General features: G+C 73.9%; 25 protein-coding genes and 1 rRNA gene. 12 read left to right on the forward strand and 14 right to left on the reverse strand.

What is annotated here, in order from left to right; translation table 11 throughout:
* Together rrf and PKE99_RS19045 are read left to right on the forward strand one after the other, a co-directional pair.
* Positions 1 to 85: ribosomal RNA gene (gene rrf, locus PKE99_RS19040) — 5S ribosomal RNA — on the forward strand; the annotation flags it as partial.
* Positions 86 to 427: 342 nt separating this feature from the next.
* Positions 428 to 1,894, forward strand: coding sequence for a heparan-alpha-glucosaminide N-acetyltransferase domain-containing protein (locus PKE99_RS19045; protein ID WP_197040684.1), 1,467 nt, complete (start codon positions 428 to 430; stop codon positions 1,892 to 1,894).
* A gap of 19 nt (positions 1,895 to 1,913) precedes the next feature.
* Here PKE99_RS19045 and PKE99_RS19050 read toward each other — a convergent pair whose 3' ends face one another.
* Positions 1,914 to 2,132 carry a hypothetical protein gene (locus PKE99_RS19050; protein WP_037047389.1) on the reverse strand — a complete coding sequence of 73 codons (219 nt, stop codon included), beginning with the start codon at positions 2,130 to 2,132 and terminating at the stop codon, positions 1,914 to 1,916.
* Positions 2,133 to 2,419: 287 nt separating this feature from the next.
* Here PKE99_RS19050 and PKE99_RS19055 point away from each other — a divergent pair, with 287 nt between their 5' ends.
* The 4 genes from PKE99_RS19055 to PKE99_RS19070 are packed head-to-tail and all read left to right on the forward strand — an operon-like array spanning position 2,420 to position 6,036.
* Positions 2,420 to 3,067, forward strand: coding sequence for an ABC transporter permease (locus tag PKE99_RS19055; RefSeq protein WP_037047387.1), 648 nt, complete (start codon positions 2,420 to 2,422; stop codon positions 3,065 to 3,067).
* Position 3,068: 1 nt separating this feature from the next.
* Positions 3,069 to 4,262 carry an ATP-binding cassette domain-containing protein gene (locus tag PKE99_RS19060; protein WP_037047384.1) on the forward strand — a complete coding sequence of 398 codons (1,194 nt, stop codon included), beginning with the start codon at positions 3,069 to 3,071 and terminating at the stop codon, positions 4,260 to 4,262.
* Positions 4,259 to 5,065, forward strand: a complete 807-nt coding sequence (locus PKE99_RS19065) for an ABC transporter permease (protein ID WP_037047382.1) — start codon at positions 4,259 to 4,261, stop codon at positions 5,063 to 5,065. The genes PKE99_RS19060 and PKE99_RS19065 overlap by 4 nt, the downstream gene beginning before the upstream one ends.
* A complete protein-coding gene (locus tag PKE99_RS19070) occupies positions 5,065 to 6,036 on the forward strand; it encodes a glycine betaine ABC transporter substrate-binding protein (protein ID WP_037047490.1) in 972 nt (323 codons plus the stop codon). The genes PKE99_RS19065 and PKE99_RS19070 overlap by 1 nt, the downstream gene beginning before the upstream one ends.
* 113 nt (positions 6,037 to 6,149) lie before the next feature.
* Here the strand turns inward: PKE99_RS19070 and PKE99_RS19075 are convergent, their stop codons facing one another.
* The 10 genes from PKE99_RS19075 to PKE99_RS19120 form a co-directional block, all read right to left on the reverse strand.
* Positions 6,150 to 7,730, reverse strand: coding sequence for an alpha/beta hydrolase (locus PKE99_RS19075; RefSeq protein WP_037047380.1), 1,581 nt, complete (start codon positions 7,728 to 7,730; stop codon positions 6,150 to 6,152).
* A gap of 35 nt (positions 7,731 to 7,765) precedes the next feature.
* The gene (locus tag PKE99_RS19080) at positions 7,766 to 8,530 is read right to left on the reverse strand and encodes a 3-hydroxybutyrate dehydrogenase (protein ID WP_037047378.1); all 765 of its coding nucleotides are present in this window, start codon (positions 8,528 to 8,530) and stop codon (positions 7,766 to 7,768) included.
* Positions 8,531 to 8,551: 21 nt separating this feature from the next.
* Positions 8,552 to 9,220 carry an alkaline shock response membrane anchor protein AmaP gene (gene amaP, locus PKE99_RS19085; protein WP_156067688.1) on the reverse strand — a complete coding sequence of 223 codons (669 nt, stop codon included), beginning with the start codon at positions 9,218 to 9,220 and terminating at the stop codon, positions 8,552 to 8,554.
* Positions 9,217 to 9,762, reverse strand: coding sequence for a DUF6286 domain-containing protein (locus tag PKE99_RS19090; RefSeq protein ID WP_037047375.1), 546 nt, complete (start codon positions 9,760 to 9,762; stop codon positions 9,217 to 9,219). The genes amaP and PKE99_RS19090 overlap by 4 nt, the downstream gene beginning before the upstream one ends.
* Positions 9,763 to 9,772: 10 nt before the next feature.
* Positions 9,773 to 10,180 (reverse strand): Asp23/Gls24 family envelope stress response protein, encoded by a 408-nt coding sequence (locus PKE99_RS19095; RefSeq protein ID WP_063739786.1) that lies wholly within the window; start codon positions 10,178 to 10,180, stop codon positions 9,773 to 9,775.
* A 23-nt stretch (positions 10,181 to 10,203) separates the two neighbouring features.
* Positions 10,204 to 10,383, reverse strand: a complete 180-nt coding sequence (locus PKE99_RS19100; RefSeq protein WP_037047373.1) for a hypothetical protein — start codon at positions 10,381 to 10,383, stop codon at positions 10,204 to 10,206.
* Complete coding sequence (locus PKE99_RS19105) at positions 10,380 to 10,718, reverse strand: hypothetical protein (RefSeq protein ID WP_051737623.1); 339 nt, start codon at positions 10,716 to 10,718, stop codon at positions 10,380 to 10,382. The genes PKE99_RS19100 and PKE99_RS19105 overlap by 4 nt, the downstream gene beginning before the upstream one ends.
* A complete protein-coding gene (locus PKE99_RS19110) occupies positions 10,715 to 11,074 on the reverse strand; it encodes a hypothetical protein (RefSeq protein WP_051737622.1) in 360 nt (119 codons plus the stop codon). Before PKE99_RS19110 ends, PKE99_RS19105 begins: the two co-directional genes overlap by 4 nt.
* Positions 11,071 to 11,592 carry an Asp23/Gls24 family envelope stress response protein gene (locus tag PKE99_RS19115; RefSeq protein ID WP_037047371.1) on the reverse strand — a complete coding sequence of 174 codons (522 nt, stop codon included), beginning with the start codon at positions 11,590 to 11,592 and terminating at the stop codon, positions 11,071 to 11,073. The genes PKE99_RS19110 and PKE99_RS19115 overlap by 4 nt, the downstream gene beginning before the upstream one ends.
* Positions 11,593 to 11,706: 114 nt before the next feature.
* Positions 11,707 to 12,441 (reverse strand): pyrimidine reductase family protein, encoded by a 735-nt coding sequence (locus PKE99_RS19120; RefSeq protein ID WP_037047369.1) that lies wholly within the window; start codon positions 12,439 to 12,441, stop codon positions 11,707 to 11,709.
* 239 nt (positions 12,442 to 12,680) lie between these two features.
* Between PKE99_RS19120 and PKE99_RS19125 the strand changes: the two genes are divergently transcribed.
* The 4 genes from PKE99_RS19125 to PKE99_RS19140 all read left to right on the forward strand — a co-directional run bounded on the left by PKE99_RS19125 (position 12,681) and on the right by PKE99_RS19140 (position 16,649).
* Positions 12,681 to 13,727 (forward strand): FecCD family ABC transporter permease, encoded by a 1,047-nt coding sequence (locus PKE99_RS19125; protein ID WP_425566522.1) that lies wholly within the window; start codon positions 12,681 to 12,683, stop codon positions 13,725 to 13,727.
* Entirely contained in the window at positions 13,727 to 14,836 is a 1,110-nt protein-coding gene (locus tag PKE99_RS19130; RefSeq protein ID WP_051737621.1) for a FecCD family ABC transporter permease, read from the forward strand. The genes PKE99_RS19125 and PKE99_RS19130 overlap by 1 nt, the downstream gene beginning before the upstream one ends.
* Positions 14,833 to 15,681 carry an ABC transporter ATP-binding protein gene (locus PKE99_RS19135; RefSeq protein ID WP_037047367.1) on the forward strand — a complete coding sequence of 283 codons (849 nt, stop codon included), beginning with the start codon at positions 14,833 to 14,835 and terminating at the stop codon, positions 15,679 to 15,681. The genes PKE99_RS19130 and PKE99_RS19135 overlap by 4 nt, the downstream gene beginning before the upstream one ends.
* Positions 15,682 to 15,800: 119 nt before the next feature.
* A complete protein-coding gene (locus PKE99_RS19140) occupies positions 15,801 to 16,649 on the forward strand; it encodes a polyphosphate kinase 2 family protein (protein WP_037047364.1) in 849 nt (282 codons plus the stop codon).
* A 36-nt stretch (positions 16,650 to 16,685) separates the two neighbouring features.
* Here the strand turns inward: PKE99_RS19140 and PKE99_RS19145 are convergent, their stop codons facing one another.
* The 3 genes from PKE99_RS19145 to PKE99_RS19155 form a co-directional block, all read right to left on the reverse strand.
* Entirely contained in the window at positions 16,686 to 17,684 is a 999-nt protein-coding gene (locus tag PKE99_RS19145; protein ID WP_037047360.1) for an inorganic phosphate transporter, read from the reverse strand.
* Positions 17,684 to 18,322 (reverse strand): DUF47 domain-containing protein, encoded by a 639-nt coding sequence (locus PKE99_RS19150; protein ID WP_037047358.1) that lies wholly within the window; start codon positions 18,320 to 18,322, stop codon positions 17,684 to 17,686. The genes PKE99_RS19145 and PKE99_RS19150 overlap by 1 nt, the downstream gene beginning before the upstream one ends.
* Positions 18,323 to 18,407: 85 nt before the next feature.
* On the reverse strand, positions 18,408 to 19,562 hold the full coding sequence (locus PKE99_RS19155; RefSeq protein ID WP_037047355.1) for an acyl-CoA dehydrogenase family protein: 1,155 nt from the start codon (positions 19,560 to 19,562) through the stop codon (positions 18,408 to 18,410).
* A gap of 72 nt (positions 19,563 to 19,634) precedes the next feature.
* Here PKE99_RS19155 and PKE99_RS19160 point away from each other — a divergent pair, with 72 nt between their 5' ends.
* Together PKE99_RS19160 and PKE99_RS19165 are read left to right on the forward strand one after the other, a co-directional pair.
* Positions 19,635 to 20,711: an alpha/beta fold hydrolase gene (locus PKE99_RS19160; protein WP_231498262.1), complete on the forward strand. Its 1,077-nt coding sequence runs from the start codon at positions 19,635 to 19,637 to the stop codon at positions 20,709 to 20,711.
* Between the two features lie 42 nt (positions 20,712 to 20,753).
* Positions 20,754 to 21,734 carry an aldo/keto reductase gene (locus PKE99_RS19165; protein ID WP_037047354.1) on the forward strand — a complete coding sequence of 327 codons (981 nt, stop codon included), beginning with the start codon at positions 20,754 to 20,756 and terminating at the stop codon, positions 21,732 to 21,734.
* Positions 21,735 to 21,765: the final 31 nt, after the last annotated feature.

Here is a 21,765-nt window from a genome sequence, read left to right on the forward strand (position 1 = left end):
TCCCATCCCGAACCCGGAAGCTAAGCCCTCCAGCGCCGATGGTACTGCACTCGCCAGGGTGTGGGAGAGTAGGTCGCCGCCGACATCAAACCTTGGGGAAGGCCCCGGAACTTCGGTTCCGGGGCCTTTCTCGCGTTCTCGGCTCGATTCCCGTCGTGAGTGGCGATAGCTGCTATAGCGGCTATCGCCACTCACAGGGAATCAGGCTGTGTCGGTTCCGTCGACCGCGGTGGGGGCCGGCACCCGGGGGTCCGGGGGTCCGCCCCAGCGACGGGGCCGTCGGGCGTTGCCAGGCTCGATCCCCGAGGCGCGCCCCGGGCGGGGCGCCGACCATCGGGGAGGACTCACTGTGTCGACGTCGTTCGTCCGGGCCGGGCCAGCATGGGCCGAGGCCCCCACCGTTCCGCTCACAACCGATCCGCCGACGGTGCCGCTCCGGGCACCGCGGACGCGGCCGGACGGGCGGGTGGTCGGGGTCGACGCCGCGCGCGGCGTAGCGCTGCTGGGCATGTTCGCCACGCACGTGTTCCCGGTGTTCGGTCAGGACGGCTCACCGACGGCGGCGACCGTGATCGCGGCGGGCCGGGCGGTGTCGACCTTCGTCCTGGTGGCCGGGGTGAGCGTGGCGTTCCTGGCCGGCAGCCGCGTCGGTGGGCGTGGGGCGGCCGCGGCCGGGCTCGTCGTTCGTGCGGTGCTGATCGGCTTGCTGGGCCTGCTGTTCGGTTTCGTCGCCCCGCTGAACGGCGTGGACGGGATTCTGCCCTTCTACGGCGTCTTCTTCCTGCTCGCGGTGCCCCTGCTCTGGCTGGGCCCGCGCGCCCTGGCCGCCGTGACCGCCGTGGCGTTCCTGCTCGGCCCGGTCGCGTTGGTGGCGACCGCGGGGCTACCGCGCGCGGCCACCGACCCCACGCTCCTCACACTGGTCCAGGACCCGGGCGGCCTCCTCCTGCAGCTGTTCGTGACGGGGGAGTACCCGGCGATCGTCTACGTCGGGTACCTCGCGGCAGGGCTCGCGATCGGGCGGCTCGACCTGTCGTCGCGCCGGGTGGGCTGGGCCCTGGTCGGCGGCGGGCTGGTGCTCGCGGCCGGGTCGCGGATCGTGTCGTGGATCCTGCTGTACCCGCTCGGCGGGCTCGCGGAGCTCACGGCGATGGTCCCCGCCGGCGACGCGTCCTCCGCGGAGGTCGCGCAGCGGCTGCTGTGGGAGGCCTACCCCATGCCGACGTGGTGGTACCTCGCCCTGCCCACGCCGCACGGGCACACGCCCGTCGACCTGGCGCACACCCTGGGCTGCGCGATGGCGCTGCTCGGCGCGCTCCTGCTGCTGACCCGCGTCGACGCTGTGCGCCGCCTACTGTCGCCGCTCGCCGCGGCGGGCGAGCTCTCGCTGACGCTGTACTGCGCGCACCTGGTGGTGCTGGCGAGCGGTGTCCTGTCCGACGAGCCGGTGCTGCTGCTCGTCTCGATGATCGTGGGGGCGCTCGCGGCGGCGTTGGCGTGGCGGCGGACGTTCGGCCGCGGCCCGCTCGAGACGCTCGTGTCGGTGCCCGCGAGTGCGGCGCGACGGGCCGTCGGAGGCCGGCGCCGCGCACACGGCGCGCCTGCCGCGAAGCCGACGCGGCGGCCGGATCCGGCGCGGATGGCGGCGATCGGGCTGGTGGTCGTGCTGTTCGGGCTGAGCGTCGCGGTCGTGCTCGGTACGAGCGATCGCGACGGCGGCGCCGAGCCCGCGGACGAGGTCGAGACGTTCGCCGAGGCCGAGGACCAGACCGACCCGCCCACGCTCGCGCCCCTGCCGCCCGACGAGACCGAGGACGTCGAGAGCGGTCAGGCCGACCAGGACGACCGTGGCGGCGACGCGCAGCAGGACGAGGAGGTCGAGCCGCCCCCGTGAGCCGCGCGCTGCGCGCGGGTCAGCGGCGGAAGAGCCGGATGCCGGCCGCGCGGCGGAAGCGCGGGCAGTCGCAGGTCACGCACTCGGTGCCGCGACGGTAGTGCTCGTGGGCCGTGGAGCCGTGCCCACAGCGGCAGGCGGTGTCGACGACGCCGGCCACCCGGGCTGAGGCCGGGGCGGCCGGCGTCGGCACGGCGACGTAGGGTGCGGCGGGGCGGTCCGGGAGGATCGCGGTCATGCTGGCTTCTACCCCCGAGGAGAAGTCCGATTGTTCTGTGTTCACCCAGGTCGTCGCGCTTCCGGCCCAGAACGTGTCGCCCGGTCGGCCGGTTTCATCACTGTTGACGACGGCGGCACCGTACTGGCCCGTCCGGGCGATCACGCCTGCCACTGAGGGGGACACGCCGCGACCGCAGGGCGTCGTCCACCGGGCAAGACCGTCTTCTTGGCCGTAAGTTCCCTCCCACATTCGAACGAAACCCGCTCCGGGTGAACGTTCTCGGACGTGACGAGAGGAGGGCGACGGTGAGCCTCTGGCAGTACGTCACCGAGAGGTGGGACCGGCTGTCGCTCCAGGCGTGGCTGCACCTGAGCGGCGTCGTGCAGTGCACGATCCTCGCAGCGATCATCGGCGTGGCCGTGGGCATCGCGGTCTACCGCAGTCCGGCCGGCTCCGCGGTCGCCACCGCACTGTCCAGCACGGTCCTCACGATCCCGTCGTTCGCGCTGCTCGGCCTGCTGATCCCGATCGTCGGCCTGGGCGTGACCCCGAGCGTGATCGCGCTGACCCTGTACGGCCTGCTCCCGATCGTGCGGAACACGATCGTCGGGCTGGCCGGGGTCGATCCCGCGGTCACCGACGCCGCCAAGGGCATCGGGATGAGCCGGACCGGCGTGCTGAGCCGCGTCGAGCTGCGGATGGCCTGGCCCGCGATCCTCACGGGCATGCGGGTCTCGGCCCAGATGCTGATGGGCATCGCGGTGATCGCGGCCTACGCCAAGGGCTTCGGGCTGGGCTCGGAGGTCTTCTCCGGGCTGACCCGGGCCGGCTCGGCGAACTCCCTCAACCAGGCGCTCGCCGGCACGCTCGGCGTCGTGATCCTGGCCCTCCTCCTCGACGGGGTCTTCGTCCTGATCTCCCGTCTCACCATCCCGAAGGGTGTGCGTGACTGAGATGACGACGTCGCCGACCACCGATGTGACCGCCAGCGACTCCCCGGGAGTCTCCGGAGCCGAGATCCGGCTGGACCGCGTCACCAAGCGCTACCCGAACACGGCGGCCCCCGCGGTCGAGGAGTTCACGATGACCATCCCGGCCGGGAAGGTCGTCGTGTTCGTCGGCCCCTCCGGCTGCGGCAAGACCACCACGATGCGGATGATCAACCGGATGGTCGAGCCGACCTCCGGCACGATCACGATCGGCGGCCGGGACGCGCTGCACATCGACCCCGACCAGCTGCGCCGCACGATCGGCTACGCCATCCAGCAGGCGGGCCTGTTCCCGCACTACACGGTGGCGCAGAACATCTCCGTGGTCCCCGGCCTGCTCAAGTGGGACAAGAAGCGCATCGCCGCCCGCGTCGAGGAGATGATGGACCTCGTCGGGCTCGACCCGGGGACGTTCGCGAACCGGCTGCCGCGCCAGCTGTCCGGCGGCCAGCAGCAGCGCGTCGGGGTGGCGAGGGCGCTCGCGGCCGACCCACCGGTGCTGCTCATGGACGAGCCGTTCGGCGCGGTCGACCCGATCACCCGCGGCAACCTGCAGGACGAGCTCATGCGGCTGCAGTCCGAGCTCGGCAAGACGATCGTGTTCGTGACCCACGACTTCGACGAGGCCGTGAAGCTCGGGGACAAGATCGCCGTGCTGGGGGACCGCTCGACGATCCAGCAGTACGACACCCCGGACGCGATCCTGGCCAACCCGGCCAACGACACCGTCGCCGGCTTCGTGGGCGCCGGTGCCTCGCTCAAGCAGCTCACGCTGATGCGCGTGCGGGACGTGGAGTACAGCACCGACGAGGTCATGGTCGTGACCGAGGACGAGCACCCGGCCACCGTGGCGGACCGGCTGACGAAGGCCGGGCGCACGTACGCCCTGGTCGTCGACGACCGCCACCGCCCGCTGCGCTGGGTGCACGTGCGGGAGCTCGCCGGGCGCAGCTCGCTGCTGCAGGTGGGCAAGCCCGTCGGCGACGCGATCAGCACCCAGTCCACGCTGCAGGACGCGCTGGAGGCGATCCTCACGGAGGGCGGCCGGGCGGTGGTGACGGGCTCGCGCGGCGAGGTCGTCGGCACCATCGACATCACCACGGTCACCGACGTGATCGCGGGCGTCCGCGAGGAGCACGGGGTGGGTGAGGCCGGATGACCGCGGTCGCGGAGGGCTTCCCCGGCGTCAGCAAGACCAGCGCCGTCGAGCGCAGGCCCAGCGTCACCTCGCGGTCCGACCGGTTCCGGCTGTTCTTCCAGCCGATCGCCGTCGTCGTCATCGTGGCCGCGGTCGTCATCTGGGCGCTGTCCAGCGAGCTCAACGCCAACGAGCGGGAGACCCTCAACCTCCCGACGATCATGACCCTGCTCGGCCAGCACATCCTGATCACGATCGTGGTCAGCCTGCTCGTGGTGGCCATCGCGGTGCCGCTGGGCATCGCGCTCACCCGGCCCGCCCTGAAGTGGCTCGCTCCGGTGTTCCTGGCGATCGCCAACATCGGGCAGGCCGCGCCCGCGCTGGGCGTGATCGTGCTGTTCTTCCTGTGGTCGGGCATCGAGGGCCTGTGGGCCGTGGCGATCCCGCTGGTCTTCTACACGCTGCTGCCGGTGCTGCGGAACACGATGGTCGGCATCCAGCAGGTCGACCGCTCGCTGATCGACGCCGGGCGCGGTATCGGGATGTCGGCGGGCGGCGTGCTGATGCGCGTCGAGCTGCCGCTCGCGGTGCCGCTGATCCTCGCCGGCCTGCGCACGGCGCTGGTGCTCGCGGTCGGCACGGCCACGCTGGCGTTCTTCGTCAACGGCGGCGGGCTGGGCGAGCTGATCGACACCGGCTACAAGCTGCAGCTCAACTCCGTGATGTACGTGGGCGCGGTCCTCGCGATCGGGCTGGCCCTCCTCGTCGACTGGCTCGGCGGCATGGCGGAGCGGTGGCTGGCCCCGAAGGGAGCGGAGCAGTGATCCGCAGGGTCGCCGCCGCCGTGGCCACGCTCGCCTCGGCGGCCGTGCTGGCCGGGTGCGGCCTCGAGACCAACACCGCCGTCCCCTTCACCGTCACGCCGGGGTCGATCAAACCCGTGCCCGCGCTCGAGGGGGTGACGCTCACCGTCGGCTCGAAGGACTTCACCGAGCAGATCCTGGTCGGCTACATGGCCGAGCTGGCGCTCTCGGCGGCCGGCGCCGACGTCCGCGACCTCACCAACATCCAGGGCTCGTCGAACTCGCGGCTCGCCCTGAAGACCGGGGACATCGACCTGACCTGGGAGTACACCGGCACGGGGTGGATCAACTACCTGGGCCACACCGACCCGATCCCGGACGAGCAGAAGCAGTACGAGGCGGTCCGGGACGAGGACCTGGCCCAGAACGGGCTGCGCTGGCTGCCGTACTCCGAGCTGAACAACACCTACGCCTTCGGCACCACCGAGGCCTACGCGCAGCAGCACAACCTCAAGAGCAACTCCGACATGACGGAGTTCCTCGAGCAGAACCCGGACCAGGGCGTGTTCTGCGTCGAGACGGAGTTCGCCAGCCGTCAGGACGGGCTGCCGGGTGTGGAGAAGACCTACGGGTTCCAGCCCACGGAGGTGAAGACCTTCGGCACCGGCGCGATCTACGCCGGCATCGCCAACGGCACGTGCAACTTCGGGGAGATCTTCACGACGGACGGGCGGATCGCGGGGCTGAACCTGGCGGTGCTCGAGGACGACAAGAAGTTCTTCCCGCAGTACAACATCGCCGTGGTGCTCCGGGAGGAGACCTACCGCGAGCACCCGGAGATCGAGCAGGTCATGCAGCCCGTGGCCATGGCCCTGAACAACGACGAGATGATCGAGCTCGGCAAAAGGGTCGACGTCGACGGCGAGGACCCGGGCATCGTCGCCCGGGACTGGATGATCTCCAAGGGTTTCATCGGCCCGGACACGTCGTGAACGCTCGCGTTATGGAACCATAATGCGCGATCGCGCCGCTCCTGATCGCATTATGGTTCCATAACGCGATCAGGAGACGTCAAAGAGCGCGTTATGGTTCCATACTGCGATTCTCAGGCGGGGCAGACGGTGCCGTCGCGGGGGACCGACCCCGCGACGAGCACCTGCTCGACCAGGGCGGTCACGCAGGCGTTGCGCGGGTAGGCCCCCTGCCCGGCCCCCTGCCAGCCGACGAAGGAGCTCCGGCCGAGCAGCTGCGCCACCCGGCGGGAGCCGTCCTGGGGGGCGCGCGGGTCGGCCGCCGTGCCCAGCACGAGAACCGGCGGGGTGTCCGCGGGCAGTGCGGTGAGGGTCGGCGCGCCCGTCGACGCCGGCCAGGGCCCGCACGCCAGCAGCCGCTGCGCCGCGGCGGCCCCGAACAGCGGGTACTGCCGCGACCAGCGGTCGGCGAGCTGCGCGACCTCGGGCGGGGCGAGCCGGCGGGTGGTGTCGTTGCAGGCGGTGGCCAGCTCGTCGTCGAACGTCCCGCCGGCGCCGAGCACCGGGGCGAGGAAGGCGATCAGGCCGGTGGGGTCGCCGGAGCCGGCCGCGGCCAGCCCGGCCGCGAGCGCCGGCCAACGGGCGGGTTCGCCCAGGCCCGCGCGCAGGGCGGCGAGCGCGCCGCCCGCGGTGAGCCGGTCGCCGTCGGCCGAGGCGAGCGGGCGCGTGCCCAGCCCGCTGACGACGCCGGCGACCGCGGCCCGCGGGTCGGACCCGAGCGGGCAGCCGCCCCGGGCCACGCACGCGGCCGCGAAGGCGTCGAAGGTGGCCTCGGCCGCCCCGGCCCGGGCCTCGCTGCGCTCCGGCTCGTCGGACACCAGGTCGACGGGGGAGTCCAGCACCACGCGGCCGACGGACCGCGGGTGCGCCGCCGCCCACGCCGCGACCGCGCTGGCCCCGTCGCCGATCCCGACGACGTCGAGCCGGTCGACGCGCAGCGCGGTCCGCAGCTGCTCGAGGTCCGCGGCGGTGGACGCGGTGCGGTACGAGCTGATCGTGTTGTCGAGCAGCAGGTAGCAGTCCTGCACGACCGAGCGCGCCTGCTCGAGCAGCGGGCCGAGGTCGGTCGCGCCGCCGACCGGCGGGGTGTCGGTGATCGCCGCTCGGGCCTCGGGCGGGGCACAGTCGATGAGGTCGCTGCCGGTCCCGCGCCGGTCCAGCCCGACGAGCTGGTACTGCGCCAGCACGGTGTCGGAGACCAGGGTGGCCAGGCGGCCGGCGGAGCGGGCCGAGCCGCCGCCCGCACTGTCCCCGACCACGACGAGCGCCGGGCGGGTGCGCGGGGCGCCGGCGGCCGCGACGCGCAGCACGCCGAGCCGCGACGCGCCGGCGGCGGGGCGGGCCGGGTCGGTGGAGACGGAGAGCTCGCCGCAGCTCGCGGAGAGCGCGCGGCCGGCCGGGACCGGGAACCCGGCCGCGGCCACCGCCTCGACCGTGTCCGCGGTGCAGTCCGCGTAGTCGACGAGCGGGTCCTGGTCCTGGGGCGCGGGCAGGGCGTCCGGGTCGGCGGGGACGGCCGCGGTGGTCGGCGGCGGCCCGGAGGTGGTCTCGCCGCGCACCGCGACCGGCGGGCGCTGCGAGGGCCCGACCGAGCACGCGGCCAGCACGAGCACGCCCAGGAGCGCGACGATCACGACGCGTGCCCGGGCCCCCACGCTCCCAGTCTGCCCGGCCACCGGTGAACCGGCGGTTAGTGGGCCGTCCAGCCACCGTCCTGGACGAGCGAGACGCCCGAGATGGACGCCGACGCGGGGCCCCACAGCACGCTCGCGAACTCGGCGACCTCCTCCGGCTCGATCAGCCGCTTCACCGCGACGGGGGTCAGCATGATCTTCTCCACGACCTCGTCCTCGTCGAGGCCGTGGTGGCGGGCCTGGTCGGCGATCTGCTTCTCCACCAGCGGCGTCCGGACGTACGCGGGGTTGATGCAGTTGCTGGTCACGCCGTGCGGCGCGCCCTCCAGCGCCGTGACCTTCGACAGCCCCTCCAGCCCGTGCTTGGCCGCCACGTAGGCCGACTTGTAGGGCGAGGCGCGCAGCCCGTGCGCGCTGGAGACGTTGACGATCCGGCCCCACTCCCGCCCGTACATGTGCGGGAGCACGCGCCGGACCAGCCGGAACGGCGCCTCCAGCATGATCGTGAGGATCTGGTGGAACAGGTCGGGGTCGAAGTCCTCGATGGGGGAGACGTGCTGCCGGCCGGCGTTGTTGACCAGGACGTCGACGTCCCCGGGCAGGGCGTCGACGGCCGCGAGGTCGGTGAGGTCGCAGGGCAGGGCCTCGATCCCGTCGACCTCGGCGGCCAGCGCCTTCACCGCGTCGACGGACAGGTCGACGGCGTAGACCCGCGCCCCGTCCGCGGCGAGCCGGCGGGCCATCGCCGCCCCGATCCCGCTCGCCGCGCCGGTGACGAGGGCGGTGCGGCCGGACAGGACCGGATCGGTGCTGCGCGTCATGCCGTCGAGGCTAACCAGAGGTCACGCGACGCGGGGAGCGTGCGTGACCGAGTCGAGCTCCAGCCGGACGGCGACCGGCAGGTGCGCGAGACCGAGCGAGCGCCGGGCCTCGGCGACGACCTCGTTCTCCAGCCGGCGGCACACCTCGGCGACGTCGGCCTCGTCGGTGACCCACACCGTCAGCCGCAACGCCGGGGTGCCGGACGAGCCGACCATCCGGGCCCGCGCCTTCCCGACGCCGGGCAGCGCGGCCGCCCGGTCGGCGACGGCCTCGGCGAGCGCCCCGGCCGTGACCAGGAGCTGGGTGTCCGGGTCCTCCTCGAGCAGCAGGTCGGGGCGGCGTTCCGGGCGCAGGGACCGCACGGCCCACCACAGCCCGAGCACCATGAGCACCACGCCGGCCGCGATCGCGACCCAGCGCCACAGCTGCTGCTGCGCGCGGAGGGCGTCGACGATCAGCGGGTCCAGCAGCGGCCGGGCGGCGCGGCCGGTGCCGAACACGCCGAAACCGAGCAGGGCCGCGAGGGTGCCCGCGGCGAGCAGCACGAACCCGAGCAGCGCGAGCCACACGCGATCGAGGTTGGCGGACCGGGCGACGGCCTTCCGGGAGCCGCGCAGGACCCGCCGCGGCGGGGCGGCGGTCTCCGTGCCCGGGTCGCTGCCTGCCGGCACCTCGGTCGGCGTGCTCATCGGGGCTCCTTCCGGCCGCGGGTGGACACGGCGACGCGCGGCCGCCGGGCGAGGGGCAGCTCGTCGAGCAGGGTCGAGACGCGGCCGCGGACGGTGTCGGTCAGCCCGGCGAACCCGCCGCCGGCGTCGGGCCACCCCTCGGCCCGGACCACGATCTTGCGGGCCGAGGCGCTCACGGTGGCCGCCGCGACGTCGTCGGACTCCCGGACGGTCCGCCCGACGAGGCGGGCGAGCACCCGCGGCGAGGTCGCCACGGTCATCTCCGGGGTGGGCGCGGTGAGCGCGACGTCGTGCCGGCGGGCGAGCAGGGCGATCAGCAGGAGCAGCAGCCCGACCACGGCCACGCAGATCGACACGACGATCACCGGTCGGGCGGACCAGGGCAGCCCGGAGAGCGCGGCCTGCCAGGCCGGCCACGGCACCACGAGCCCGCGGCCGGCGGGCCGGACCCAGGCGGCGACGACCTCGATCACGAGGATCACGCCGACCGCCGCCAGGGCCAGGCCCAGCAGCGGCGCCAGCGTGCGGAGCAGCACGCGCACGTGGACCTCCCTATCGGATCCGGGGCTGCGCGGGCCGGGTGGGCTCGCGCAGGCCGGAGACGGTGACGGCGAGCGAGCGGACCCGGTACCCGGAGATCCGCTCGAGCTCGGTGGCGACCATGTCCCGCACCGCCGCGACGGTCTCGCGCACGGGGGCGGGATAGGCGCAGGCCAGCTCGAGCCGGACGTCGACGGCGTCGCCGGTCGCGCTGACCCGCGCCCGCGGGCCGGCGTCGCCCACCTCGACCCCGGCCACCCGGCGCTCGCGGTGCAGCGTGCCGGGGACCAGGTCGGTCGCGTGCTCGACGATCTTGCGCAGCACGGCCGGCGCGATGTCCAGGTTCCCGCGCTCGTCCGCGTCGGGCGCCCAGCCGGGCAGCGCGACGGCGGCGGGCGGCCGGCTCGCGGGGGCAGGCACCGGGCCGGCCGCAGCCGGGGCGCTCACTTGTCGCGGGCCCGGCCGAGGACGCCGGACAGGTCGAGCTCGCCGTCGAGGAACCGGCCGACCGCGAGCCCGATCGCGCCGAGGACCAGCACGATGACGAAGGCGACGAACCCGCCGAAGGCGGCGGCCAGGCCGAGCAGGAGACCCGCCAGCAGGCCGGTCTGGGTGGCAGTCATTCTCGTTCCGCTCCTGGATCTGGGTCGGGGCGACCTGGGTGGGAGGTGGGCCGGTCCACGCGGGTGCGGGCCCGGGCGCGGGCGGTCCGGATCGCCGCGACGACGATCCGCACCGCCAGCGGCAGGTCGGGGACGATCTCGACCGGCGCGTCGTAGCGCCGGTCGTCGGGCGTCCCCGGGGCGGGCGCCGCCCGCGCCGCCCGGAGGCGGGCGAGGCCCTCGACGAACGCCTCGGGATCGCCGCCGCGGTCCGGGTGGTGGTCGCGGACGAACGCGCGGTAGGCCGCCCGTTCCTCGCGTGTCCACGCCTCCGGGCCGGAGTCCCCGTCGGTCACGGGCCGATCTCCACCGGGGCGACCGGCCCGCCCTGCGGGTCGGGCCCGGCGACGACGTCGGACACGGTGACGTCGACCGGGCGCCCGCCCGCCACCGCCGCCACCCGGGCCCGCAGCTGGGCCACGACCTCGGGGATCGGCGCGGCGAGGGACAGCACGACGGCGACCTCGACCGGCCCGCCGTGCTCGTCGACGCGCACGCCGACGAGCCGGTGCCCCGGCAGGTAGGTGGCGACGGCGCCGAAGATCCCGCCGTCGAGCCGGACGACCGCGGGGTGCGCGGCGACCAGCTCGGCGACCCGGCGGGCCAGCTCGTCGTCGGCCGCCCGCGAGCCGCTCGTCCCCGCGCCCGTCACTCGACGCGCGACGGCGCCGGCGTGGCCGGCACGGGCGGGGCCTCGGGACCGTCCTCCTCGGGCAGGTGGATGTCGTTGACCGCGATGTTGACCTCGATGACCTCGAGCCCGGTCATGCGCTCCACCGCGGTGATCACGTTGCGCCGCACGGCGCGCGCGAGGTCCACGATGGACGCACCGTACTCCACCACGATGTCCAGGTCGATCGCGGCCTGCTTCTCGCCGACCTCGACCTGCACGCCCGCGATGTTCGACGCGCCGGTGCCGCCGCCCGGGATGCGCTCGCGCAGCGCGCCGAACGTCCGGGACAGGCCGCCGCCCATCGAGTAGACGCCCGAGATCTCCCGCGCCGCGATGCCCGCGATCTTCTGGACGACGGACGCCGCGATCGTCGTGCGGCCCTGGGCGGTCTCCTCGGCCAGCCGGCCCGGGCTGCCCGAGGTGCCCGCGCCGGCCGAGGTCGACGGGGTGGCGGCGGCGGGGGTGCCGCCGGTGGTGCTGCCGGTGCTGCTGCTCATGCGTACTCCTCGGAGAACCGTGGGGTGCGCCGGTGTCCGGCGCCGTACACAGCATCCGACGGGCCGGGCTCCCGCACCCTCACGCCACATCACCCGATCGGCGGGTTGTCGCCCTCACGTCGCCGCGCGGACGTAGCGCAGCAGCAGCGTGCCGTCCTCCTCGAGGACCGACGCGAGCGCCATCCCCTCGGGGGCCCGGCCGCCGGGCCCGTGCGCGATGCGGCCGGCGTCGCCCGCGGCGAGCAGCGGGGAGAGGGTGAGACAGAGCTCGTCGACGGCGCCGGCGGCGATCAGGTCGCCGTGCAGCCCCGGGCCGCCCTCGCAGAGCACCCTGCGCAGCCCGCGCCGCTCCAGCTCGCCGAGCAGGGTGGCCGGGCCGAGGTCCGGCAGCTCGACGACGTCGGCGCCGGCTGCGCGCAGTGCCGCCCGTCGCTCGGCCGGGGCCTCGCCCGTGGTGAGCACGATGGTCGGCACGAACGTGTCCGTGAACAGCCCGAGGGACGGGTCGAGCCCGGCCGACCCGGTGACGACGGCGATGGGCGGGGGAGTGTCCCGGCCGATCGTGGGCCTCCGGGCCCCGCGGTAGCGCTCGGCCCGCGCGGTGCCGGCGCCGACGAGCACGACGTCGGCGAGCCGGCGCAGGGTGCCGAACACCGCCTTGTCCGCGGGCGTGCCCAGGCCGCCCGAGCGCCCGTCGACCGAGACGGCGCCGTCCAGGCTGGACACGAAGTTGACGCGGACCCACGGCCGGCCCGGGTCCGGCGGGTAGGCGTAGACCTCCGGCAGGTCCTCCGGGGCGAGCTCGGCGGGGTCGGCGGGCGCGGGGTCCCGCGGCAGCAGTCGGCGCACGGGCCCATCCCAGCACCCCGCGGCCGCGGGCGCGCCCTCGTACCGACCCGTCCAGCTGCACGGATGCACACGGGTGTGATCCACGGGAAGGGCGCCAGGGGTTTTCGCACGGACGGGCTAAGGATAGCCTCACCAGGACTGAGGGGTGCCGCACTGTGGTGACCCTGTGCTCACAGCCAGGTGTGCCTCACCTGTCCGGAGAAACGGGAGGGCGAGAAGTGACGGTCGGATCGGCGCCGGTGGTGCCGACCGCGGGCGGGCGCGGACGTGCCCGGTCGAAGCGGTCCCTGCGACGTCGCCGGCTGATCGGCCTCGGCGCGCTCCTCGTGCTCCTCGTCCTGGCGGTGCTGGCGAGCATCGCGTTCGGCACGAAGGTCATCCCGCTGTCGCACGTGTGGAGCGCGCTGGTCGCGCCGACGGGCACCGAGGACGACATCGTGATCCGCTCGCTGCGGGTCCCGCGCACCGTCCTGGGCGTGCTGGTCGGCATCGCGCTCGGGCTGGCGGGCGCCCTGATCCAGGGGCACACGCGCAACCCGCTCGCCGACCCCGGCCTGCTGGGCGTGAACATGGGCGCGGCGTTCTTCGTGGTCGTCGGGATCTACGTGTTCGGCGTGACCACGCTGTTCGGCTACGTCTGGTTCGCCTTCGCCGGCGCGATGGTCGCGAGCGTGGCGGTGTTCCTGCTCGGCTCCGCGGGCGGCCGCGGCGGCCCGACACCGGTGAGCCTCGCCCTCGCGGGCGCCGCCCTGTCCTTCCTGCTCAGCGGCCTGGTCTCGGCGATCATCCTGATCGACACCGACACGCTCGACGCCTACCGCTTCTGGAACGTCGGCTCGCTCGCCGGGCGCGACACCGCCGTCGCCGGGCAGGTCGTGTGGTTCATCGTGATCGGCGTGCTCATCGCGCTCGCCACGGCGCCGGCGCTCAACACGCTGTCCCTCGGCGAGGACGTGGCCCGCTCGCTCGGCCAGTCCGTGCGCCGCACCCGGGTGCTCGGGATCGTCGCGATCACCCTGCTCGCCGGCGGCGCGACCGCCGCGTGCGGGCCGATCGGCTTCGTGGGGCTGGTGGTGCCGCACGTCGTCCGGGCCTTCACCGGGCCCGACTACCGGTGGCTGCTGCCGGCGTCCGGGCTGCTCGGCGCGGTCCTGCTGCTCACGGCGGACGTGGTCGGCCGGCTGGTCGCCCGGCCCGGCGAGCTGCAGGTCGGCATCGTGCTGGCCCTGATCGGCGCGCCGTTCTTCATCGCCCTCGTACGCCGCCGGAAGCTGGTGACGATCTGATGGCGGCACCCACCCGGCCCACGCTGGACCCGGCCGCGCGCGAGGTCCTCGAGCGGGTGCCCGGCCGCCGCCCCTTTCGCCGCGGGCGGGTCTCGGGCGTCTGGCGCCCGCGCAACGTGCTGGTCCTCGTGGTGTCGCTCGTCGTGCTCGTGCTCGCGGTGGCGCTCAACGTGGGCCGCGGCGAGTTCCCCATCGGCATCCCGGACGTGCTCGCCACGCTCGTCGGCGGCGGCGACCCGAGCCAACGGTTCATCATCCTGGAGCTGCGGCTCCCGCGGTCGCTGACCGGCCTGCTCGTCGGCGGCGCGCTCGCGGTGTCCGGCGCGATCATGCAGTCGATCGCGCGGAACCCGCTCGCCAGCCCGGACATCATCGGCATCACCTGGGGCGCGAGCGCCGCGGCCGTCACACTCATCGTGCTGGGCGGCGCCGGCCTGGTCGGGGCCCTCGCCGCCGTCGGGCTCCCGATCGCGGCGCTGGTCGGCGGGCTGGTCGCCGCGATCGTGATCTACGGCCTGGCCTGGCGGAAGGGCATCCAGGGCTTCCGCCTCGTCCTGGTCGGCATCGGCATCAACACCATGCTGGTCGCCGTCGTGAACTGGCTGCTGATCGTGGCGCAGGTCTACGAGGCCGCGCGCGCCACGGTGTGGATCAACGGCAGCCTCAACGCCCGCGGCTGGGAGCACGTGGTGCCCGTCGGGATCGCCCTGCTGATCCTGGTGCCGGCCGCACTGGTGCTCTCCTTCGTGATGGGCGCGCTGCAGTACGGCGACGACACCGCCCGCGGGCTCGGCGTGCGGGTGGACCGCTCCCGGAGCCTGCTGCTGCTGGTCGCGGTCGTGCTGGCCGGTGTCGCCACCGCGTCGGCCGGCCCGATCGCGTTCGTCGCGCTGGTGTCGCCGCAGATCGCCCAGCGGCTCGTCGGCTCCTCGCGCCCGCCCATCGGCGCCTCGCTGGTGATCGGTGCCGCGCTGACCGTCATTGCCGACCTCGTGGCGCGCACGGCCTTCGGCGGCGTCGAGCTGCCCGTCGGCGTCGTGACCGCCGTGCTCGGCGCCCCGTACCTGCTCTACCTGCTCGTCACCCAAGGCCGGGAGGCCCGCGCATGACACCGAACGCCGAGACCGCCCTGGCGGAGGACACGCAGGCCCCCGTCGGGCCCGACGGCACGCGGGTGCGGCTGCGCGCGGAGGGCGTCCGGCTCGGCTACGGCGAGCGCGTCGTGGTCGACGACCTGGACCTCGACGTCCTGCAGGGCACGGTCACCGCGGTGATCGGACCCAACGGCTGCGGCAAGTCGACCCTGCTGCGCGCCCTCGGGCGGCTGCTCAGGCCCACCCGCGGGCACGTGCTGCTCGACGGCCGGAAGATCGACGAGATGCCCACGAAGCAGGTCGCGACCGTGTTGGGCCTGCTCCCGCAGGCCCCCACCGCGCCCGAGGGGCTCACCGTCGGCGACCTCGTCGCGCGCGGCCGGCACCCGCACCAGGCCTGGTACCGGCAGTGGTCGGGGGACGACGAGGAGGCCGTGGCCGAGGCGCTCGCCTGGACCGGCATCTCCGACCTCGCCGAGCGGCCGGTCGACGAGCTGTCCGGCGGCCAGCGGCAGCGCGCCTGGATCTCGATGGCGCTCGCGCAGGGCACCGACCTGCTGCTGCTCGACGAGCCGACGACCTTCCTCGACCTGGCCCACCAGGTGGAGGTGCTGGAGCTGGTGGAGCGGCTGCACGAGGAGCGCGGCCGGACGGTCGTGATGGTCCTGCACGACCTCAACCTGGCGGCGCGCTACGCGGACCGGCTCGTGGCGATGAAGGCGGGCCGGATCGTCGCACAGGGCGAGCCGGCCGACGTGATCACCGAGCCGCTGCTGCGCGAGGTCTTCGGACTGGAGGCCAAGGTCATCACCGATCCCGTCGCCGGCACCCCGCTCGTGGTGCCGGTCGGGACCCGCTGATCCGGCGCGGGGCGGCTCAGCCCGCCCGCGCGGTGCCCGCCGGGCCCGCCGGCACCAGGTGGTGTTCCCGCCCCGGCCGCCGGGCAGTGACCGCCACTCGGAGCCCGTAGGGTGCCGCCATGGCGACCGCGCGCGAGACCTTCCGGGTGCCGTCCGGACCCGTCGACCTGAAGGCGATCGACCCCCGCGGCCGCCCGATCGGCCCGCGCGACAAGGCCGACGCGGCGCTGGAGATGGAGGACCTGGGCGCGCGGCTCGACGCCCGTCAGGAGGCCCTCTACGCCGAGGGCGCCGCCGGCGGCCGGCGCGCGGTCCTGCTCGTCCTGCAGGGCATGGACACCTCGGGCAAGGGCGGGACGATCCGGCACGTCCTCGGGATGGTGAACCCGCAGGGCGTGCACGTCGCCTCGTTCAAGCGCCCCACCGAGGAGGAGCTCGCGCACGACTTCCTGTGGCGGATCCGCCGGCAGGTCCCCGTGCCGGGCCGGATCGGCGTCTTCGACCGCTCGCACTACGAGGACGTGCTGGTCGCCCGGGTGGACGGGCTCGTGCCCGAGGAGGTCTGGCAGGCCCGCTACGAGGCGATCGCCGACCTCGAGCGGGAGCTGTCCGACGGGGGCGTCACGATCCTCAAGTGCATGCTGCACATCTCGCCGGAGGAGCAGGCGGAGCGCCTCCTCGCCCGGCTCGACGACCCGCAGAAGCGCTGGAAGTACAACCCTGGCGACCTCGACGCCCGCGCGAAGTGGCCCGGCTACCAGGAGGCGTACGCCGCGGCGCTCGAGCGCTGCGACTCGGACGTGGCGCCCTGGTACGTCGTGCCGTCGGACCGCAAGTGGTACCGGAACTGGGCCGTCGCCGCGCTCCTGGCCGAGACCCTCGACGACCTGGCCCCGCAGTTCCCGCCGCCGGACTACGACCTCGAGGCCGAGCGCGCCCGGCTGAAGGCCTCGACCGGCCTCGGCTGACACCGGTCGACGGGCCGGCCGGGATCAGCGCACGTCTCAGTGCACGAAGATCAGGTGGAGCAACCAGTACGCCACGGCGGCGCAGAACCCGGCCGCCGGGAGCGTGACCACCCACGCCACCGCGATGTTGCCGGCCACCGTCCACCGCACCGCCGACAGCCGTTTGGTGGCGCCGACGCCCAGGATCGACGACGTGATCGTCTGGGTGGTGGAGATGGGCGCGGCGAACACGAACGCCGTGGTGTAGAGCACCGACGAGGCCGTGAGCTCCGCCGCGAACCCGCGCGGCGGGTCCAGGTCGATGATCCGCCGGCCGAGGGTGCGCATGATGCGCCAGCCGCCGGCGTAGGTACCGAGCGACAGCGCGCCGGCGGAGACCAGCACGACCCACCACGGCACCTCGCTGCCCTGGTGGAACCCGCCGACGACGAGGGCCAGCACGATCACGCCCATCGTCTTCTGGGCGTCCTGCAGGCCGTGCCCCAGCGCCATCGCCGCCGCGGACACGGTCTGCGCGAGCCGGAACCCGCGGGTGGTCCGCGCCGGCCTGCTGTCCTTGAAGATCCACAGCAGCACGATCATCACGATCCCGGCCAGGACGAACCCGACGACCGGGGACAGCACCATCGGGATGATCACCTTGTCGAGCACCCCGCCCCACTTCACGGTGCCCGCCGAGGCCAGCGCCGCGCCCACCAGCCCGCCGATCAGCGCGTGCGAGGAGGAGCTGGGGAGGCCGAACCACCAGGTGACGAGGTTCCAGATGATCGCGCCGATCAGCGCGGCCAGCACCACGGCGAGGCCGGGCAGCCCCTGGGGCGCCTCGATGATCCCGCTGCCCACCGTGGACGCGACCTCGGTGCCGAGGAAGGCGCCGACCAGGTTCATCACGGCCGCCATCAGCAGCGCCACCCGCGGGGACAGGGCCCGGGTGGCCACCGAGGTCGCGATGGCGTTGGCGGCGTCGTGGAAGCCGTTGGTGTAGTCGAACGCCACCGCCACCACGATGACGACGATGACCGACGCGAGGAGCATCAGGCTTCCTTGACCGCGATGCTCTCGACGGTGTTGGCGACCGTCTCGAAGGCGTCCGCGGCCTCCTCGAGGGTGTCCACGACCTCCTTGAGCTTGATCACCTCGAGCACCGCGGCCGGGTCGGTGATCGCCTCGTCCGGGGACAGCAGGCCGGCCAGCACGGCGTGGTAGGCCTCGTCGGCCTCGTCCTCGAGCGAGTTGACGTGGATCCAGAAGTCCTGCAGCTGGGCCATCTTCTCCAGCCGCGGCATCGCCTCGGCGGTGGCGGCCGCGGCCCGGCGCAGGACGTCGACCTGCATCGCGATGCCCGCGGGGAGCCGCTCCAGCCGGTAGAGCACGATCCGGTCCGCCGCCTCCTCGATGGCGTCGACGACGTCGTCGAGGGAGGAGGCGAGCCGGTAGATGTCCTCACGGTCGAACGGGGTGACGAACACCGAGTTCAGCTTGACCATGATCTCGTGGGTGACCTCGTCACCCGCGTTCTCGGCGTCCTTCACCCGCTTCGCGATCGCGGCGCGCTCCGGCGCCGGTGCGTCCACCAGCGCGGCGAGCTCGTCCGCCGCGAGCGCGATGTTCTCCGCGGCGCGGGTGAAGAGCGGGTAGAAGCCGCGCTCCTGCGGCGTCAACCGGAAGGCCATGGGGGGTTTTCTACCCGTTCACCCGCGTCTCATCCCGCGCGGGGCCGACCGGTGGCGTCCTGACGTCGGCCCCGTCCGCGCAGGTTCAGCCGATCAGGGCCCGCCCGATGATCTCCTTCATGATCTCGTTCGTGCCGCCGTAGATGGACTGCACGCGCGAGTCGACGAAGGCCTTCGCGATGGGGTACTCCATCATGTAGCCGTAGCCGCCGTGCAGCTGCAGACACCGGTCGACCACGCGCTTCTGCAGGTCGGTGGCCCACCACTTGGCCTTCGCGGCGTCGGCGACCGACAGGTTGCCGGTCACGTGCTCGGAGAGGCACCGGTCGACGTAGGTCTGCGTCACGTCGATCTCGGTGTCCATCTCGGCGAGCTCGAAGCGGGTGTTCTGGAAGTTCGCGACGGCGCGGCCGAAGGCCTTGCGCTCCTTCGTGTACTCCAGCGTCATCCTCAGCGCCGCGGCCGCGCCGGCCACCGCGCCGACGGCGATGGACAGCCGCTCCTGGGCCAGGTTCTGCATCAGGTAGATGAAGCCCTGCCCCACCTCGCCGAGGACGTTCGCGGCCGGCACGCGGACGTCGGTGAAGCTCAGCTCCGCCGTGTCCTGCGCCTTCATCCCGACCTTCTCCAGCCGGCGGCCGCGCTCGAAGCCCGGCATGCCGCGCTCCACGCAGAGCAGCGAGAAGCCGCGGGCCCCGGCCTCGGGGTCGGTCTTGGCGACCACGACCACCAGGTCGGCGAGGATGCCGTTGGTGATGAAGGTCTTGGCGCCGTTGAGGATCCAGTCAGCCCCGTCACCGGAGCCGTCCTTCTTGGCGTGGGTGGCGATGCCCTGCAGGTCCGACCCGGTGCCGGGCTCGGTCATGCCGATGGCCGTGATGATGTCGCCGGAGCAGAAGCCGGGGAGCCAGCGCTGCTTCTGCTCGTCGTTCGCGAGGCGCAGCAGGTAGGGCGCGACGACGTCGTTGTGCAGCGGGAAGCCCAGGCCGCTGGTGCCGGCCGCGGTGATCTCCTCGAGGGCCACCGCGTTGTAACGGAAGTCGGGGGTGCCGCCGCCGCCGAACTCCTCGGGGACGTCGGTGCCGAGCAGGCCGGCCCTGCCGGCGGAGAGCCAGATGTCGCGGTCGACCTGCCCGTCCTTCTCCCACTGCGCGTGGTGCGGGACGACCTCCTTCTCGAGGAAGGTGCGGACGAGGTCGCGGAACGCGTCGTGTTCGGCGTCGAAGATGTCGCGCTGCATGGCGGCAGTCTCACATACTCGTCGGTAACCCCGCGGGCCGTCCGCGGCCTGTGCGGGCCGTAGGCTGCCGCCGTGCTCCGTGCGTTGAGGGACGAGCTCGGCTCCCGCCTGGGGGCCGCCGCCGCGAACGCCTGGGACCGGACGGTCGCCGGCGGTGTCGCCGACCTGCGTCGCATGCCGCGCACCGAGGTCGCCCGGGACCCCGGCGGGACGCTGTACCGCTACGACCCGCTGCCCGGGGTGGCGCCGTCGGGACCCGCGGTCGTGCTCGTCCCGCCGCTCGGCGCCCCGGACTTCGCCTACGACCTGCGCCGGGACTGCTCGCTCGTCGAGCACCTGCTGGACGAAGGCCGGCCGGTGTACCTCGTGGACTACGGCCGGATCGCGTTCGGGCACCGCAGGCTGGGCATCGAGCACTGGGTCGACGACGTGGTGCCGCGGACCGTCCGGCGCGTCGCCGGGCTCACGGACGGTCCGGTGTACCTGGTCGGCTGGTCCCTCGGCGGGCTGTTCTGCCTGCTCGCGCTGGCCGCGGCGGAGGAGGCGGGGGAGCCGTTGCCGGTCCGCGCCGTCGCCGCGATCGGCAGCCCCGTCGACGTCACCGCGGTGCCCCTGGTCGCGCCCCTGCGGCCGCTGGCGGAGGTGGCCGGCGGCCGGGCCGTGTCGGCGCTCTACCGCGCGGTGGGCAGCTGGCCGGCGCCGCTGGTGAGCACGGTGTTCCAGCTGACCACGGTGGACAAGATGGTCACCCGGCCGCTGGCGATCCTGTCCCGGCTCGACGACCGGGACACGCTCGCCCAGATCGAGGCCGTCGACCACATGATGGCCAGCATGCACGGCTACCCGGGCCGGGTGTTCGGGCAGCTGTTCCACCTCTTCCTGCGCAGCAACGACCTCGCCGGCGGCAGCCTGCAGCTGGCCGGGCGGGAGGTCTCGCTGTCGTCGGTGAAGGTGCCCGTCCTGGCCGTCGGCGGGCGGGACGACGTCATCGCCCCGCTGCGGGCGGTCCGCCGGGCGGTCCCGCTGCTGACCGGCGCCCCCGAGGTGCGGTTCGCGACGGCGCCGGGCGGCCATCTCGGCGTCCTCACCGGGCGCAGGGCGCGCACCACCACCTGGCCCGCGCTGGACGCTTTCCTGAGCGAGCACTGAGTGATCACCGGCGGGCGGCCGTCGGGTGGGCACACTGGGTCCATGCGCCATGTGGAGAACGTGGGAACGGACAAACCGTACTCGGTGATCGGGCTCGGGACCTGGCAGTTCGGGTCCAAGGAATGGGGCTACGGCGGCGGGTACGACGAGACGGAGGCGGGCCGGATCGTCACGCGGGCCCGCGAGCTGGGCGTCACCGTGTTCGACACCGCCGAGGTGTACGGGTTCGGGCGTTCCGAGCGGATCCTGGGCAGGGCCCTCGCCGAGACCGGCGGGACGGACGACGTGGTGGTCGCCACCAAGATCTTCCCGGTGCTGCCGACCGCGGCGGTGGTGCAGCAGCGGGGAGTGGCGAGCGCCCAGCGGCTGGGGGTGAAGACCCTCGACCTCTACCAGGTGCACCAGCCGAACCCGCTGGTCAGCGACGGCACCACCATGCGCGGGATGCAGGCGCTGCGGGACGTGGGCGTGGTCCGGGACGTCGGCGTGTCCAACTACAAGCTGGCGCGCTGGAAGTCCGCGGAGGCGCGGTTCGGGTCGAAGGTGCTCTCCAACCAGGTGCAGTTCAGCCTGGTGCAGCGCGCGCCGCTGGCCGAGATGCTGCCGTGGGCCCAGCGCACCGGGCACGTGGTGATCGCCTACAGCCCGCTGGCGCAGGGCCTGCTGTCCGGCCGGTACGACCGCGACCACCGCCCGACCAACGGCGTGCGCGCGGCCAACGCGATGTTCCTGCCGGAGAACCTCGACGCCGCGAAGCCGCTGCTCGACACCCTCCGGGACGTCGCCTCGGCGCACGACGCCACGCCGTCGCAGATCGCCCTGGCCTGGGTGGTGCACCCGCCGAACGTCGTCGCGATCCCCGGGGCGTCGAGCGTCGCGCAGGTGGAGAGCAACGTCGCGGCGGCCCAGATCCGGCTGAGCGAGGAGGAGTACGCGGGGCTCACCGCCGCGGCCGAGGCCTACCAGCCGATCACCGGCTTCCCGGCGATCCCGAAGCTCGTCGCGTCCCGCCGGCGCGGGTGAGGTGTGTCCGTTTCGCCGTGCTTCCGCGCAG

It is taken from the genome of Pseudonocardia halophobica, from assembly GCF_027922425.1.
Lineage (GTDB): Bacteria > Actinomycetota > Actinomycetes > Mycobacteriales > Pseudonocardiaceae > Pseudonocardia > Pseudonocardia halophobica.

Bases quoted from the DNA above. Each gene is read 5' to 3' on its own strand.
- PKE99_RS19080 (WP_037047378.1), bottom strand. From the start codon at position 8,530: ATGACGCGCAGCACCGATCCGGTCCTGTCCGGCCGCACCGCCCTCGTC.
- PKE99_RS19050 (WP_037047389.1), bottom strand. From the start codon at position 2,132: ATGACCGCGATCCTCCCGGACCGCCCCGCCGCACCCTACGTCGCCGTG.
- PKE99_RS19155 (WP_037047355.1), bottom strand. From the start codon at position 19,562: ATGCAGCGCGACATCTTCGACGCCGAACACGACGCGTTCCGCGACCTC.
- PKE99_RS19130 (WP_051737621.1), top strand. From the start codon at position 13,727: ATGGCGGCACCCACCCGGCCCACGCTGGACCCGGCCGCGCGCGAGGTC.
- PKE99_RS19115 (WP_037047371.1), bottom strand. From the start codon at position 11,592: ATGAGCAGCAGCACCGGCAGCACCACCGGCGGCACCCCCGCCGCCGCC.
- PKE99_RS19165 (WP_037047354.1), top strand. From the start codon at position 20,754: ATGCGCCATGTGGAGAACGTGGGAACGGACAAACCGTACTCGGTGATC.
- amaP (WP_156067688.1), bottom strand. From the start codon at position 9,220: ATGAGCACGCCGACCGAGGTGCCGGCAGGCAGCGACCCGGGCACGGAG.
- PKE99_RS19150 (WP_037047358.1), bottom strand. From the start codon at position 18,322: ATGGCCTTCCGGTTGACGCCGCAGGAGCGCGGCTTCTACCCGCTCTTC.
- PKE99_RS19145 (WP_037047360.1), bottom strand. From the start codon at position 17,684: ATGCTCCTCGCGTCGGTCATCGTCGTCATCGTGGTGGCGGTGGCGTTC.
- PKE99_RS19100 (WP_037047373.1), bottom strand. From the start codon at position 10,383: ATGACTGCCACCCAGACCGGCCTGCTGGCGGGTCTCCTGCTCGGCCTG.
- PKE99_RS19140 (WP_037047364.1), top strand. From the start codon at position 15,801: ATGGCGACCGCGCGCGAGACCTTCCGGGTGCCGTCCGGACCCGTCGAC.
- PKE99_RS19065 (WP_037047382.1), top strand. From the start codon at position 4,259: ATGACCGCGGTCGCGGAGGGCTTCCCCGGCGTCAGCAAGACCAGCGCC.
- PKE99_RS19135 (WP_037047367.1), top strand. From the start codon at position 14,833: ATGACACCGAACGCCGAGACCGCCCTGGCGGAGGACACGCAGGCCCCC.
- PKE99_RS19060 (WP_037047384.1), top strand. From the start codon at position 3,069: ATGACGACGTCGCCGACCACCGATGTGACCGCCAGCGACTCCCCGGGA.